A 15,186-nucleotide genomic window follows, 5' to 3' on the forward strand; every position below is an offset into this window, starting at 1 on the left:
AAGGCAACCTTTGCTGATATTTACTTCCAGACAAGTTGATGTGTGCTATGAATAGCTTTGTTGACTTGTTGAGCTATAAATTTTCTGTTGAATATATTCGAGTACATCGCTTTTGCGATATAGAACTTTACGACCAATTTTGATGTAGGGGACACCGCCACCAGCCCAACGATTACGTTCAAGCAAGTGAGTAGAACAACTAAGAACTGCGGCAATGGTGTGTTGATTAAAGAGAGCTGATTGGGGGGCTAACTCAAATTCATTTAATAGGTGTAACCGAGATGTTTTTGGTGAAGACATGAATACCTCCGTTTCATAATACATTCAGCATAAAGCTGACTTTTTAATGTATTTTTCATTATGCAATCCTTTGATTAATATTATTTAACAAACACAGCACACTGTATTAAACAGTTGAGCGATGCTTGCGACTATTTCCTGCCCATTAGGAATGGTTAGCAGGTCTGGCTTTAACTTAAAGCTCGACCAGAGTATTGCTGGTTGGCTAAAACTCTGTCAAGCAAAAAAGCTCGAATTAAAAGAGGTGTTATCAAATGATATTGATTGATACTAAAAATCTCTTTAAAAATGAAGGTGTCCCATGCGTCCCATGGTTGAAAAATAAGGTAGGGACGTGTCTAGCCCAGTATTAACGCGGATGCCCCACTTGTCCCTTTCGTCCTTCTCATTTCTATAATCCATAATAGACGAACTTATAATCCATATTGGACGAAGCCAAATAGAACTACCGCCTTCAAGATGCTAAAGTGTTATTAATTCTTGTATCGTAGGTTTGTAGTATTCTGCTGCGCCAGCCTTTACTATTAAGTTATTTGTAGGCTGATATTCAGCATCACTATGCGTGTGCCCACAAAGCACCAAAAAATCGATTAAAGGATTCTCAAGAGCAAAAGGCATCAGTACATCACCGATCGCTTTAGAGCTGAAATAAGGTAGATAATTATCATCACTGACCTGCCCCATATGCTGACAAGCCTCCTTGAAGGGCGGAACATGAGTTAAAACTATTATTTTTCTGGGTTGTAGCCTTACTCCTTGTAATAAGTCATTTTCCAATGCATTAGCGTCCAGATCGGCTAACTCTTGCATTTTTTGTAGCAGATGCTGTCGACTTAGCATTTTTTCCTGAAACAAATCCGCAATCATTCGGCTGTCATTAAGTGAAACTGGACTGTTTTGATAATCACCTAATCGTCCATCTGCCCATCCGTCTTGACCTAGTACAATTGTGTTATTAGGAAGGTGTTGCAAACCGGTCGCAGGCAACCAAAATAAGTCAGCATGAGCCGCGCTTAATTCAGTCAATGCCTTACGTACATCCGAAATAATTCCACGATAATAATCATGGTTTCCGACAATAAAATATATGGGCATTTTGATTTGCCCAACCATTTCATTTAAAAGATTGATTAGAGAAGGAGCTTCGGCGATGTCACCACTAATCAATGTTGCATCGCAGCCAGTAGCTAGAATGTCCTTATAGTATTTTTGGCGAGACTCAACCTCTAGAAAATTGAGGTGGATATCCGTTAACCAAGCCAGTTTCATTTGTATGTACCCTATTCTTTTTGAGCAAATTGTTCTATTCGTTTTATGACAGTTTGAACTCGTTGCGCTGTCACTGGCCCATCATTAAGATGGCCAGGGAGTGACTGCATGAATTCATCATTTTTTAAGAAATCATTGAATACCAACCTTAAGTGCTTCTTTAAATCTTCACTTGAAGTGTACACTTGCTCCGCAATATCAATACATCCTGCGATCACCGTAATCATGTCTTCAAAGTCATGACTTCCAAGAAAATCATAGTTCCCTCTTGATTTAAAAGCCTCTATTTTTGTCACTAAAAAATAGGGGGCTGTTACAGATTTGATGGTAATGTCCTCTGTAATCTGATGATCAACAGCATGTTTGATTGCTTCTTTATACCACTCATTTCCCCAACCCAAAATTTTTTGATCTGTAGGCATTACATCCAATATGATGTCATCAAGATGCCAACGACAAGTGATCTCATCTTGCATCGAACGATAAAAGCCTTTCTCTTTTAGTTTTTCCTCAAACTTATAATACTGGCCTAACGACAAAACATCGATGATGCAGTCCACATCCAATGTTGTGCGAACATCTAATGATAATGGATCATTGATAAACAAAGCCGTGGTACAGCCACCAAGATAGACCACTTCATCGTTCAATTCCCCGAGTTTCCTCGCAACCAACTCCAGCATTCTTAAATTGGATGTCGCTCTTTCGTTTCTTTGATGCATAAAACTCCCTTAATAACTCTATTGCTATCTTACGCTCTCTTGCTCGCCCTGAACGAATCGCATCAATGAGAACCAGTAGCTCGTAAAAAGATTGATCCGGGTGTTTTGCTAACGCCTCCGGCACCGATCGATACAATGGTTCCAAAGCTAACCCTCGCTGATCGCCCTCAGCATAAGGCCATACAGGTATGGGATCATCTCCTAACACGATATGTTTTTTAAATGAGGGGGCTGCATAGCTTGTAGGAATACCCCGTGTATATACTCCTAGTTGCACCGGAAAGAAGTATTTTACACCGTAAATCAAGCATTCCTCACAAGCGGCTTGTATGGGCATCCGAATAGTTTTACTTGAATTAGAATCTTCAGATTTGCGATATACAGGTGCAATCAATCCAGATAATTCCAATCGCTTCATCCCTTCATGAACTTCAGAAGCACTCATGCAAAGATAAGTTGCCAAATCTTTTTGAAGTAATTGCTCAGGTCGCTCACTAGCTAATATTTTTAACAGTATCACGATGTCTTGTGGCTTTAACATGTATCGTTCCAATGTGACCTATATAAACAGAGTATAGCACAAATTCGCAATTCGCGAATCGCGAACTGCGAATCAATAATCGCTTTTGGTATTATTATTTATGTGAAAAAATGTACTTTGTCCCATACGTCCCACAATTGCAAAATGAGGTAGGGACATTTCTAGCTCAGAAATGATGCGGATGCCCCACTTGTCCCCTTCGTCCCAAGTATTTTTTTAATGAATTTAATTCCATTTGAATAGGAAATATAGTTTGATCACACTGTCCATTTTATAAATTTGCTTTATCCTATCCACGCTTTAAAATGGAAAAAGGAAGATGGATGAAAAGCAAAATAATCGTTTTAGCTTTATTATTTGGATCACAAATTAATATAGCAAATGCAGGATTAGCCGCTACGACTGTCCATAGTCGAGCAAATTGTATCAATAATGAATCTATAACTTGGTGGCTTGGTCACGCTTATGATTGGCGTGTTGTAAGTACTCATACCAATATTTATGGAGGAGGTCATCTTATTGATACAGGATATGCTGTTACTTGGAGGCAAGCAGCTGTTCATTGGAATGAAGCCCCCTTAAACGATCACAGATGGGTTGTTTCCGGGTATCATTATTTAAGTGACTATGGCAACGGAAGAGTACCATTTGATACAACATCTGTTGGCGACTGTAGCATTTATAATGGCTGGTGGGATTATTAATAAGTACAGGCATAAAGGGAATAAAAATGAATAGCAAATTATTAATAGCAGGGATCACTGCTTTATTTTCTTTTAGTGTAATAGCAAGCAATGAGCAAGCTTTAACAAAAGAAGAAATAAATAAAAAAAACAAAGAAATTCTTGCTAAAGCAGGTATTGAGATACCTGAATATAATGAAATAAATATTGTCACTGCAAACAAATATATTAATAGCATGAATATTAAAGATGCAAACGATGCTCATTTGGCAAAGAAAATGCGAGAGTATCTAGTTATGAACGATGAACAACAAAAAAATGGTTATGTTAATGACAATGAACCAAGAGCAAAGGAATTACTAGATTTAAAAAATACCGCAGCTTACCAAAAGAAAAAATACAATGGAGTTCTTTCCGCAGAAAGCACTCATATAAGAGATTCCAGTACTGATCTAAAACTTGCATATACATTTGTTGGTGTTCCACCGGAAGACATGGACATGAGCATTGGTTTTGCTCCTTATGGTGCATATAAATCGGTAAAAAATGGTGATACTGGCGATGGATGGGATGGCGCGGTACAATTTTTTGATAAAAATGGAATTGGTAGCTGCGCGTTTTCGGAGCATAATAGAAAATTATCGGGATTAGGTGTTGAGCTCATTAAAGAGCTGGTTTCTTATGACGTTCAAAATAGACCGACGGTTATACTTGTCAAAGGAACCAAAGAAAGTGGCTATCTCTATAAAATAAAATGGTATGACCCAACGTTTAGTCGTGAGCTTGAGTGTGCAAACATGGAATTTAGCCCTCAGATTAAAGAGAATGTGATTGCATTAGCCAGTCGTATAGAGTCTTATCAGCAACCATAACTTTATAATCTATGAGCTTAGATTGGTATTTGTAAATTGATTTAGGCTCATGAAATTAATAAATAAAAGTAGCTGGCGTAACAATTAGAAATGAGAATCATCATACTTGGAGACCATTGCACTTATAACATCTATCAGGCCGATTAATTCATGAGATTCATCTTCCCCAACAATATCCAGCAATTTATCGAGAAAACCAGCTAACTGATCATATTCATCTGCATTTTGGGGCTCACGTATCACCGGTGAGATATGCTTCCAATGTTCTATCAATTCATTGATGTTCATATCTCAACTACCGCTGTCATGTGTTCCTGTAAAAAATTAGCTACTTGTTGCATGGGCTTCCTCAATCGTTCAACGTCTTTCATGATATACCCTGCTGTAACATCATTATTCATTTTATGATTCAGCAAACGTTTTAAAGCATAAGCCGGTAAGTCCAAACTATCGGCAACAGTAGCAAAAGTTCGTCTTAAGTCGTGCAAAGTAAATGTTACGCTAGATAACTCCACTACCCTATTCACCGCTTTTTTAGGTTCATAGATATAACCCGTTTTACTTTCCGCTGGGAATACAAATTCACTAGTTTTATTTCGGCTTCTGCGTTCCATTAACTCATAAACAAAGTCAGACATAGGTAATGTGTGGATTTCATGGTTTTTAGTGTCTTGGAGGGTGATTGTTTTGGATTTGAGATCAATATCCTCCCAGCGCAAAGAGGCAGCTTCCATCTTTCTCATACCGGTGAATAAGAGTAATAAAAAATAATCATGCCACAGTAAGGCGTTGCGGTAGTTGTCTGTCTCCACCAACACAATGACTGCTTTATACCAGTCAGCTAATTGATGAGGTTTGATAACCGTTTGTTTTCGATCCACCCGATTATTTTATTATGGTAGTTTAATTATTTCATTAGTTGCGATTTTATATGTTCTTTTTTCAACATATTTCCAATATAAACAATTATTTCAAGAAGAACTTTAAATTTAATAAATAAACTATATCAATTATTCCTTGAAGAAATATACTTCTTCTTGCAGGCTTGAAAATTACACGCTTATTCCCGATGTTGTCTCAAATAATCATTTTCATGACAATCGAATGTCTTGCCTAGCAAAATGCCATTAAATTAGCTAAAATATCCTTGCGTGAGATTTGCGTGTTTGAGTACGACATTGTTATACTCTGTACGGCATTTGTAGTGGTTTCCCGTTGCGAATTATTTATTTAAAATCAACGTGTTATTTTTAAGGACCAGGGCTCATAATCCGTTGGTCCTAGGTTCAAGTCCTAGTGGGCACACCAATAAAATCAAGTAGTTACGGTAGTTTTCAGAAAGTTCGAAAAAGTCATCTAGACGCCATTTAGACAGTTTTCAAGGAAGAGGACAATGAACACAAAACCATTAAATAGCTGACCAATTAATGATACAAATTTATCTTATAGGAGCATGGTGTGTATTTGTTTCGTTTAAATCTACCTTATATTGTCTTAACCATAACGTTATTTCTATTTTTTTGCATTCCTTTTACTATGCATGGATTGTCAAGTGATGGACGATTATATGCTTGTTTTGCATTAGACATTGCAAATCACTTAAGTACCGTCTGGAAACCTTTAAGTTCAGTTTGGTCTGTTTCTTCAATATTCCATGAACATCCTCCTTTATCTTTTTATACTCATTCATTATTCATTCAATTATTTGGTGAGGGAGTTTTTGTAGATAAATTTTATTTTTTCTTGATGGGATTATTATCTTTATTTTTAGTTACATTGTTTTGGCACAAACGTCATCCCCAGCTGCAACATACGTTTATATGGATCCCCATCCTTTCATGGTTATTAACAGTTGGGACTTTTCATCCAGCATGGGAGGGAAATATAGAGGCAACATTAGTTGTATTCACAACAACAGCTTCTCTTTTTATTTTAAACGCATGTGTAACCTCTGATTTATCAAAGCGGTTTGCATTCCTATTGCTTGGGTCAATATTTATTATCGCAGGATTTCTTACTAAAGGTATTCAAGCTCTTTTCCCTATTACAATACCAATCATTTACTCATTAACAATTCCTTCATCGTTCATATTAAAGAAAGGAATACAATCAAGTCTGTTAACTACTTTCTTAACAGTTATTCTTTTTGCACTTATAGTATTTTTTTATCCAGTGATATTAGAAAATATCATCGCTTATTTTCAACAACAAATAGTAGGAACGTTTAAAGGTGCTTATGGTGTTAACATCCATGTTCCAAGATTTATACATATTTTCTGGTTGATCTTTAAAAATCAAATATTGATCATTGCACTCACTTTATTTATGTACAAAATTATAAAAAAAGAGAGCCTTTCTTTTGCAAACATTGCATGGTTCAAAAATATCCTGTTAAAACTGCGTGACTACCCCTGGATCTATTTTTTTCTCTTACTTGCCTTAGTTTCTTCCGTACCCGTGGCGATTTCTCCTCGACAATCTAGCCGTTATATTGCGCAATCCTTCCCTTTTTGGGCTTTGTTTTTTGCAGAGATATTAACACCGCTATTTCAAGCTCATATTGCAGCAATAGATTTACAATCTACTAAATATAAACGTTTCATTCGTATAAGTTTTACTTGTCTTGCAGGTGTGCTTCTACTTGGTTTTTGTTGCTTTGGGGGAATTTTTAGAACTAATAAACTCATTAAAGATACGTTACTTTTACAACAAGTTCTACCACGGTCGTCCATTATATCCATTAATAAGCAGGTGGATGAAAGACTAATCCATTTACTGTATAGATATCATCACGTCAGAGTTTCCTTTGAACCTAATCATAAGTATTATGTTCAGCGAAAAGATGAGACTCATGTCCCCTCGTCTGAATATAAGCCCGTTGAACTTCCTTTTGAATCCATTTCATTATTCAAAAAATGACAGCGAGGTAGGTTGGGTTAGGCGCTAGCCGTGACCCAACATACGATATGCGTCAAACGCTAAAATTTCCTTATACAACCAATTCCTACTCCCCAAATCCCCTACCCTAATCACTGCAACCTCCGCACTCCTTGCATGATATCTCAGCGTCGATATATCGGTGAATACTCGAATAATGCGGCTCTTTCCCATTTAAGGGGGCAGTTTAAACGAAAGATTAATGAATATGCTAAAAAATACAATCGATTGCCTCTGCCAATCAAGAGTAATGTTGTGTCGATTTTTTAATTACAATTTGTTTTGCGGCAATTGGATAAATTTCTAAATTTCCGCAAAACATCAAAGGGCACTGATTCATGTTGAGAGAAAAAATTAACATCTATTGGTGTTCAGTTCACCATTTGGCATAACAGTGCACTCAATACTTTTGATTTGTTTCAGTTGTTCTTGGGTCAAATTTGCCCCTATCAAAATAGAGCTGCGTATGATTACATTATTCAAATTCGCATTTGTAAAGTTTACCCCCGAAAAATTGGCTTGATCCAAATCAGAGTAACTTAAGTTTACATCGCTGAAATTTGAAAGACTTAAATCCGTATTATGGAAACTGGAATAGCTCAAATTTACTTTATCAAAATTTGCTTCTTGAATCCTCATAACACGGTGAGAAGAGTGAGAAAATTTTGAATAAGTCATTATACTTCCCGAGAAGTTCATTTTATATAATGCACCTAAAAATTCGGTCTTAATAGCATATGAATTAAGTATTGAACCGTTTTCATGATCGTCATAAATTTTAGCGCCACTCAAATCACATGACTGACAATAATTTGTCTCAGCAAATACCTTCAAATCTTCCGGGTCAGCCAAAACCTTTGCTTGAGAAGATAAAGATAAACCAATTAAAATGAATAGTGTTACTGCTTTATAGTTCTTCATTAGTTCCTCCTGGAAAAGCTTGCGTGTTTTGTTTATCTGCAATCAAATTCGCCATTATTAGTGTATAGATCACCATTTGAGAGAGTGGCGCACTTATAGGTTTTGGCTTTTGAAAGATGCTCTTCAGTAATATTTGAACCTATCAGGAATGCATAACTCAAATCAGCATTATTAAAGTTAACATTTTCAATATTTACTCTGCTAAAATCAGCAGATTTTAGTGTCGCTCCTGAAAAATTAACATTTACCATTTTTGCCCTTGAAAAAGAAACTTTCTCAAGCTTTGAATCGGTAAAATCAACTTTATTGAAAGAGCAAGAAGAGAAAGATCCGCTCATTGAAATACGATTAAAATTAACATTATTAAATTCTGACTTAATAAATGTTACATTGGTCAAATCCGAATAAGATAGGTTTGCATTTTGAAATGTCGAATTATTAAATTCATTATTATCCAATGTTGCTTTGACAAAATTGGTATCAGCAAAACTGGAATCACTAATTTTATAGTCAGACAATGAAAATTTAGTAAAAAAAGAACCATCAAATTTTCCACCTGACTTTTCTATCTTTTTCCATTTGGATGAAAAAACACTTTGAGTAAGATTACACCGAATGCAATCTGTATCTTCTTTAAAACGGATTACATCACTTGGAATATATGCGTAAGATTGAAAACCAGAACAGATAATCCCTATAAGAGAAGCAGTTAGAACAATTTTTTTCATTATATTTCCCTCTATAATCAAGCAGGGAATTTTACATTTCAGAACTATTGTAATCAATTAAATGTTCAAAGACACAGGTTCGTAAAATTGATTAATTCACAAATTTCAAAGCTTATTTAAAGTTTTTTTATTATCTTTCTTATTACGGATTCAGAAACTTCCCGTCGCACAGGGCTAAAAGCTTTACCAGGTAAATAACCAAGGGTTTAACCTCTAGGGCACTTTTAAGCGCGATAGCTTGGGTCCAAAACAACCAATCTACCGTGCTAATCAATTATCCGCTTGCACAATCAGGTAATTTCTTTGCGCCTTTATTTCTGTAATAGGTCCCCGTATTTCTATCCCTAAGCAAGTCAAACCCAGAGTCTGCAGTGCGTTAATCACTATACAACCTCCAAGCTGACACCTGTTGGGGCATATTAAAAGACCAAATTGAATCTAAAATACACTATTATTATAAATATTAAAGGTATTTTTGTTTTAGAGGAAAAATATATGCAAGAGAAAAGCACTCTAAAAGAACAGTATGTTTACGTCCTTGTGAATGACTTTCCTGGGTTGTTACGAGTTAGTGCAACCTTGGAAAGTATAGCCAACATAACCTTTGCAGAGAACAAACTCATTTCAGAAACTCACGTAAGGGCTTACCAAGATTTCAAAAGAGCTGCATTTGCCTCTAAAAAACTATTTAAAAAAACAGGAATAGAATTACAGCGAAATGGTCAACCTCATAAATTATTCCATACTGGGATTGCTAAAATAAAAATAGATGAAAAAAAGATGGGAGAAGAATTAACCCGAGAAGAATTTATTGATGGATTAGAATCGATAACTCACCCGAGTGGAATAATCATAACCAGAGCAGAACTAGACCCATTAAAACACGAACAACAGGAAGAAGAAAATTTGTCGTATAAGAGCGATGTCGAGGAAGAACTATTTAAAACTCAGTCCATTATAAAAGATATTTCCGCGATTCCTCATAAATTACGATACTTATTATTTGTTGACTTTGAATTATTTCACCATTGCAAAGAAAACTGGATTGATTATGAGTTTCGAGAGCGAAAATGTGTTAAGAACTTGTTTGATACCACTACCACAATTCTAGAGTTATATAGGTTTGATCCAAAGATCAAAACAAATATAACACTTGAGATAATAGACAGATTGCATCTTCAGCTGAGTAAAGGTTTGGCCCAAATGGATGATGAAGGGGAAGGTCTTAAAGGATATCGTACTATTTACAACGGATTTCCAATTTTCAAAGATACATCAACAATAGAAGGAGTTAGAGAATTATTATTTCGAATTAGAAAAGACAATAATGCAGAGGGATTTATGCTTGGCAGTCCTTCTCGAGTAGAATTTTCTAATAGAGAAGAGTTTATTGATGTAATTGGAGAAGCGAGGAAAAATGCACTGGCATGTGCTGGTGAAACTTCTTCAGACAAAAGTGTAAACATTAAAAATTTTAAGGATGAACAAATAGAAGAGCTCGCCCAAAACATTTATCAAAAAATTAAAAATGGAGTACCCGTCTATATATTAACTCCAGAACCTAAGTTAGCTTATGAATATTCTTTAAATGCTGTTAAAACTTATAATCATGAGATCAATGAAGCAATTACTGTTCACGATAAAATCAGAGCAATTGATAAACTAGCCCATGAATTAGAAATTCTACATTTATATTATGATGTAAATCTTCGAACGAATTATTTATTGATTAACTTATTATTAATATCTAATGATATAAAATGGACAATTTTATATAACCCCAATCGAATTGACCTTTTTAGTGAAGAACAAAGAATAAAAGAAATTAAAAAAGGAATTTTTCGCTTTGAATACTTATTGGAGCATCAGGAAGAAATGCTAAATGAGTATGATCAATTAAATAATGGATTAGCTAAAGAATTCAGATACGGTAACTTAGGCTTTTATCAACCTTTTCAGAGGGAGGACAAATTGAAAGAAGTCAAAAAAGCTGCACTCCAAAGCTCTGACCCGGAAGGAGATATCGAAAGAGAAATGCAAAAATTTGATGAAGATTCAAAAGCAGAGCAAAGCCAAATAAAGAGTGTGGTAGATAGTTGGTCAAAAAAATACGAGGAAGCCGAAGAATCTTTGAACGATTTTTTAAGGCAATATTCTATATAATCCTCATCCGGGAAATAAAACTTGCTTTCTTTTGCCAATTTAATAATTAATGTAAAACGTTTTTTAAGAAATATGCCTTAGTCACCGTCAATAGTAACAAAGTGACAAATACACCAGCAGTAAAGAGAACATTGATTGGATTGCGTTTTCCTTGAAATATTTTATCAGCAAGCATAGGCTGCTAAAAAGCCCCGCATCCTACTCCCCAAATCCCCTATCCTTATCACTGCAACCTCCCCACTCCTTACATAATATCTCCGCGTCAATATATCGGTGGATACTCGAATAATGCCAATCGCTCGCTTTTTTCACATAACCATGTTTCACAGGGTTGTAATGTATGTAATTTAAATGACGTTCATAATCTTTTTCATCTCGAATACAATGCTCCCAATAACGTCTCTGCCATATCCCTCTTTCCTTTTTTCTTTGTCTCGCAAAGCGAATTGATTCGTTACATGGCAATTGGCGGGAAAAATTACTTTTAATTAAACGAATTCTTAAAGGGTAATCACTATCACCTTTCGGCAAACTTATCATCATATGAAGATGTTCTGGTAATATCACAATTCCGTTAATCTCAAATGGATAGCGCTTCTTTATTTGTGACATCGTTTTACGCAGTACATGAATATTCTGAACCAACAAATTGCTGGCCCTGTCTTTTAAGTTAAGAGTAAAAAAATAGGTAGATCCTGGTCTAAAGACTCTTCGATAATACATTGCGATTGGACTCGTGTTGTTACTTTCCTATACCAAGCTTATAACTCTGTATCAGATATCTTTACAATAATTTATGAGGTGAGGGGGAGTGCACTTGTTGGGTTACGGCTAACGCCTAACCCAACCTACTTGCTTTTTATTCCCTTTTTATTTTTATAAAAATTATTTTTTATCTTAATGGAATTTTAATGCCATTTGGAATTAATTTAGTTGCACGCATTACCAATAACGGGATGCGATTATACATTTAATTTCAAGGAGATATAAATGATCCAACAAAATAACCCCAGCAAAAACCCACAACCTACCCCAACTAAAAATCCAGTTAAGAAGTAGTCTTAAGCAAAAAGTATATTCCGACATACCGTTCGATGTCGGAATATGCTTCACTTTATTTCTTCAAGGCGTAAAATAATATGATAAATAGAAGCCTAAAAATTTATTACGGTAAAAAATATGAGCAATACAAGGAAGAAAAAAGCAAACAAGTTGGAACAAGTAATCATCGTTTTTTTAAAAAATACTCCTATGAGCAATCCAAAAGCCAAAAAAGAGGTATCTGAATCACCTTTTTTCAAGTATCTACCCCACTCTAAAAACCGTTTATTAACTTATTTAGAAGCACTTGGGATTATTGCTCTTTGCACGTCTATATGCTTTTTACTCTATCCGCATTTAAAAGACAGTAACCTAATCATGGTCTACCTTTTAGGGATCGCTGTTGTAGCATTATTTGGCCAAATTGGACCTTCGATTTTTGCATCCATACTCAGTGTGTTTATGTACGATTTTTTCTTTGTTCCCCCTTTTTTCAGCTTGTCTGTTTTAGACATTCAATCACTTTTTACTCTGATTGTCATGATGCTCGTTGGGCAATTAATCAGTATACTTACAATTCATGGTCAACGACAAATTGAAGTAACACGAAAAGCACAAATGGAAATGGAGGAGGAGCGATTTCGCAATATTTTACTCTCATCGATTTCCCACGATCTTCGAACACCGTTAACTGCGATTATTGGTTCTGCAAGCAGCTTATTGCAATCAGGTCAAAAATTAAATGAAGAATCAAAACGAGAATTAGCGCAAAATATTTATGATGAATCGGAACGACTAAATAGCTTAGTCAACAATATTTTAAAAATAATCAGGATAGAATCCGGATTAATTCGGATGACAAAACAATCGCATGCTCTTGAAGAAGTCATTGGTATTGCACTGAATAAACTGGAAAAACAACTTGCCAATAGGCCAGTTCTTATTGAAATTCCAAAGCATACGCCGTTAATTCCTTTTGATAATACGTTAATTGGTCAAGTTCTTATTAATTTAATTGAAAATGCGATTAAGCATACGCCGCAAGACTCACCCATAGAAATTTCCGCCGATTTTAAAGTGCATCATGCAATTATAAAAGTTGCTGATCGAGGACCGGGAATTGATCCGAAAGAAATCGATAAAATTTTTGATAAATTTTACCAAGGGCAAAAATCAGATACAAAAGGAATAGGTTTAGGACTTGCGATTTGCAAAGGAATAATCCATGCACACAAAGGTGAAATATGGGCAGAAGCGCGCAATAAAGGCGGAGCCATTTTTTGTTTTACCTTACCATTAGGATAAATATGCTCAATAAGGACTACATCATTCTAGCAATTGAAGACGAACTGCCCATTCGAAGATTTTTAAAAACATCGATTGTCAGTGAAGGCTATCAGTTTTTAGAGGCAAAAACAGGTAAAGAAGGATTAGAAATCGTTCGTGATATGAAACCTCATGTCATTTTATTGGATTTGGGGTTACCTGATATGGATGGAATCAATGTCATCAAAAATTTACGTACATGGATCTCCATACCCATTATCGTTCTTTCTGCTCGTGATCAAGAAGGAGATAAGGTAATCGCTCTTGATGTAGGCGCAGATGATTACTTATCCAAACCATTTAGTGTGGTAGAGTTGCATGCACGAATTCGTGTGGCCTTACGTCATGCCCAACAATCTATTGAAAAGGAAACTCCATCTTTTCGATTGGGTGATTTTGTGGTTGACTTAATCAATCGTGAAGTCCGGACCAATAATGAAAAAGTGTCACTGACACCAGTACAATACGATATTTTGGCGAATTTAATTCGCCGAAGAAATAAGATAGTCACCCATAAAGAATTATTAAGGGTTGTTTGGGGAGAAAATAATACTGAAAATGTGGAATACCTACGAATTTACATTCATCAATTACGTCACAAATTGGAGAAAAATCCTGCACAACCTCAGTATCTAATAACCGAGCCAGGTATTGGGTATCGTCTCTTGTGTAAAATGGATGCATGAGCAACCCGTACCTATTTTTACTAATCAGCGAGGTAGGTTGGGTTAGGCGTTAACCGTAATTCAACATGCGATGTGCGTCAAACGCTAAATTTCCTTATACAACCAATTCCTACTCCCCAAATCCCCTACCCTCATCACTGCCCCCCTCTCCTTGCATAATATCTCAGCTTCGATATATCGGTGGATACTCGAATAATGCCAATCTCTGGCTTTTTTAACCATGTTTCACAGAGTTGTAATGTATGTAATTTAAATGACGTTCATGATCTTTTTCATCTCGAATACAATGCTCCTAATAACGTCTCTATCATATTCCTCGTTCCTTTTTTCTTTGTCTCGCAAAGCGAATTGATTCGTTACATGGCAATTGGAATGAATCGATATTGAAAAAATATACTATACTTACTATCACACATATGTGCTCTTCGATCTGTAATCTGTATTTTCTAACTTAAGGATCAAGAAAAGGAGTATTCACTATGAGCAACATTATTAAATCATTATTACTTTCTTCATCCATTTGTTTCGCAATATTTACTCCGACCATTTTGTTTGCCGATGATTGCAACGTAGACAACTGTACAGGTGCAAAGTCTTCAGATGAAATTGACTGCCCCGGTAAAGGATGCGGTTGTTATTGCGATGAACACGGAAATGCTCGATGCAAATGCACTCAGCCTTTGGATGAAAATAAAACTAATTCAAACACCAAAACAAACAATTAGTAACGATCATACTCGCATCGCTTTGATTTTTTTGATCTCATTTGCCTGGTTTATTGTTAGGTTAACTGGGCAATTCCTAATTTGAAGATCGATAATTAGTAGAATTCTGCATAGCAATGAACCATCATTACTAAAAACTTGCACATGTCGTGACCTCCCCATATAAGTCGAACTTCCACATCAGCACTCATCATCCAGAATTCTAATACTCATTATTAAAGTTTTATTAAGAGTTTTAAGAAAAGGCTAATTTTCCATCGATAGAATATAAA

Annotated in this window: 15 protein-coding genes and 1 pseudogene; 7 read left to right on the forward strand and 9 right to left on the reverse strand. The window is 35.6% G+C overall.

Going from position 1 to position 15,186, the window contains the following annotated elements; all coding sequences use genetic code 11:
* Window positions 1–45: 45 nt before the first annotated feature.
* The 4 genes from ACF8MK_RS01880 to ACF8MK_RS01895 form a co-directional block, all read right to left on the reverse strand.
* Window positions 46–300 (reverse strand): DNA-binding protein, encoded by a 255-nt coding sequence (locus ACF8MK_RS01880; RefSeq protein ID WP_275089194.1) that lies wholly within the window; start codon window positions 298–300, stop codon window positions 46–48.
* Window positions 301–762: 462 nt separating this feature from the next.
* Entirely contained in the window at window positions 763–1,569 is an 807-nt protein-coding gene (locus ACF8MK_RS01885) for a metallophosphoesterase family protein (protein WP_392537945.1), read from the reverse strand.
* 11 nt (window positions 1,570–1,580) lie between these two features.
* The gene (locus ACF8MK_RS01890; protein ID WP_392537946.1) at window positions 1,581–2,291 is read right to left on the reverse strand and encodes a hypothetical protein; all 711 of its coding nucleotides are present in this window, start codon (window positions 2,289–2,291) and stop codon (window positions 1,581–1,583) included.
* The gene (locus tag ACF8MK_RS01895; protein WP_392537947.1) at window positions 2,209–2,832 is read right to left on the reverse strand and encodes a hypothetical protein; all 624 of its coding nucleotides are present in this window, start codon (window positions 2,830–2,832) and stop codon (window positions 2,209–2,211) included. The genes ACF8MK_RS01890 and ACF8MK_RS01895 overlap by 83 nt, the downstream gene beginning before the upstream one ends.
* A gap of 323 nt (window positions 2,833–3,155) precedes the next feature.
* Here ACF8MK_RS01895 and ACF8MK_RS01900 point away from each other — a divergent pair, with 323 nt between their 5' ends.
* Together ACF8MK_RS01900 and ACF8MK_RS01905 are read left to right on the forward strand one after the other, a co-directional pair.
* Window positions 3,156–3,536 (forward strand): hypothetical protein, encoded by a 381-nt coding sequence (locus tag ACF8MK_RS01900; protein WP_058464400.1) that lies wholly within the window; start codon window positions 3,156–3,158, stop codon window positions 3,534–3,536.
* A gap of 26 nt (window positions 3,537–3,562) precedes the next feature.
* Window positions 3,563–4,387 carry a hypothetical protein gene (locus tag ACF8MK_RS01905; protein WP_128130231.1) on the forward strand — a complete coding sequence of 275 codons (825 nt, stop codon included), beginning with the start codon at window positions 3,563–3,565 and terminating at the stop codon, window positions 4,385–4,387.
* An 84-nt stretch (window positions 4,388–4,471) separates the two neighbouring features.
* Here the strand turns inward: ACF8MK_RS01905 and ACF8MK_RS01910 are convergent, their stop codons facing one another.
* Together ACF8MK_RS01910 and ACF8MK_RS01915 are read right to left on the reverse strand one after the other, a co-directional pair.
* Entirely contained in the window at window positions 4,472–4,675 is a 204-nt protein-coding gene (locus tag ACF8MK_RS01910; protein WP_392537948.1) for a hypothetical protein, read from the reverse strand.
* A pseudogene (locus ACF8MK_RS01915) lies at window positions 4,672–5,271 on the reverse strand (tyrosine-type recombinase/integrase); the annotation flags it as partial. The gene ACF8MK_RS01910 and the pseudogene ACF8MK_RS01915, both read right to left, overlap by 4 nt.
* 574 nt (window positions 5,272–5,845) lie before the next feature.
* Between ACF8MK_RS01915 and ACF8MK_RS01920 the strand changes: the two are divergent.
* Window positions 5,846–7,306 carry an ArnT family glycosyltransferase gene (locus ACF8MK_RS01920; protein ID WP_392537949.1) on the forward strand — a complete coding sequence of 487 codons (1,461 nt, stop codon included), beginning with the start codon at window positions 5,846–5,848 and terminating at the stop codon, window positions 7,304–7,306.
* A 372-nt stretch (window positions 7,307–7,678) separates the two neighbouring features.
* Here the strand turns inward: ACF8MK_RS01920 and ACF8MK_RS01925 are convergent, their stop codons facing one another.
* Together ACF8MK_RS01925 and ACF8MK_RS01930 are read right to left on the reverse strand one after the other, a co-directional pair.
* On the reverse strand, window positions 7,679–8,245 hold the full coding sequence (locus tag ACF8MK_RS01925) for a pentapeptide repeat-containing protein (RefSeq protein ID WP_392537950.1): 567 nt from the start codon (window positions 8,243–8,245) through the stop codon (window positions 7,679–7,681).
* Between the two features lie 32 nt (window positions 8,246–8,277).
* A complete protein-coding gene (locus ACF8MK_RS01930) occupies window positions 8,278–8,973 on the reverse strand; it encodes a pentapeptide repeat-containing protein (RefSeq protein ID WP_392537951.1) in 696 nt (231 codons plus the stop codon).
* A gap of 495 nt (window positions 8,974–9,468) precedes the next feature.
* Between ACF8MK_RS01930 and ACF8MK_RS01935 the strand changes: the two genes are divergently transcribed.
* On the forward strand, window positions 9,469–11,136 hold the full coding sequence (locus tag ACF8MK_RS01935; protein ID WP_392537952.1) for a hypothetical protein: 1,668 nt from the start codon (window positions 9,469–9,471) through the stop codon (window positions 11,134–11,136).
* A gap of 198 nt (window positions 11,137–11,334) precedes the next feature.
* On the opposite strand, the gene ACF8MK_RS01940 is transcribed toward ACF8MK_RS01935, so the two are convergent.
* Entirely contained in the window at window positions 11,335–11,859 is a 525-nt protein-coding gene (locus tag ACF8MK_RS01940; RefSeq protein WP_392537953.1) for a transposase, read from the reverse strand.
* Between the two features lie 456 nt (window positions 11,860–12,315).
* On the opposite strand from ACF8MK_RS01940, the gene ACF8MK_RS01945 reads away from it, so the two are divergent.
* From ACF8MK_RS01945 to ACF8MK_RS01955, 3 genes are all read left to right on the forward strand, one after another.
* Window positions 12,316–13,482 (forward strand): ATP-binding protein, encoded by a 1,167-nt coding sequence (locus tag ACF8MK_RS01945; protein WP_392537954.1) that lies wholly within the window; start codon window positions 12,316–12,318, stop codon window positions 13,480–13,482.
* Between the two features lie 2 nt (window positions 13,483–13,484).
* The gene (locus ACF8MK_RS01950; protein WP_392537955.1) at window positions 13,485–14,189 is read left to right on the forward strand and encodes a response regulator; all 705 of its coding nucleotides are present in this window, start codon (window positions 13,485–13,487) and stop codon (window positions 14,187–14,189) included.
* Window positions 14,190–14,668: 479 nt separating this feature from the next.
* On the forward strand, window positions 14,669–14,914 hold the full coding sequence (locus tag ACF8MK_RS01955) for a hypothetical protein (protein WP_265705231.1): 246 nt from the start codon (window positions 14,669–14,671) through the stop codon (window positions 14,912–14,914).
* Window positions 14,915–15,186: the final 272 nt, after the last annotated feature.

Source organism: Legionella sp. 227 (assembly GCF_043161935.1).
Classification (GTDB): Bacteria; Pseudomonadota; Gammaproteobacteria; order Legionellales; family Legionellaceae; genus Legionella; species Legionella sheltonii.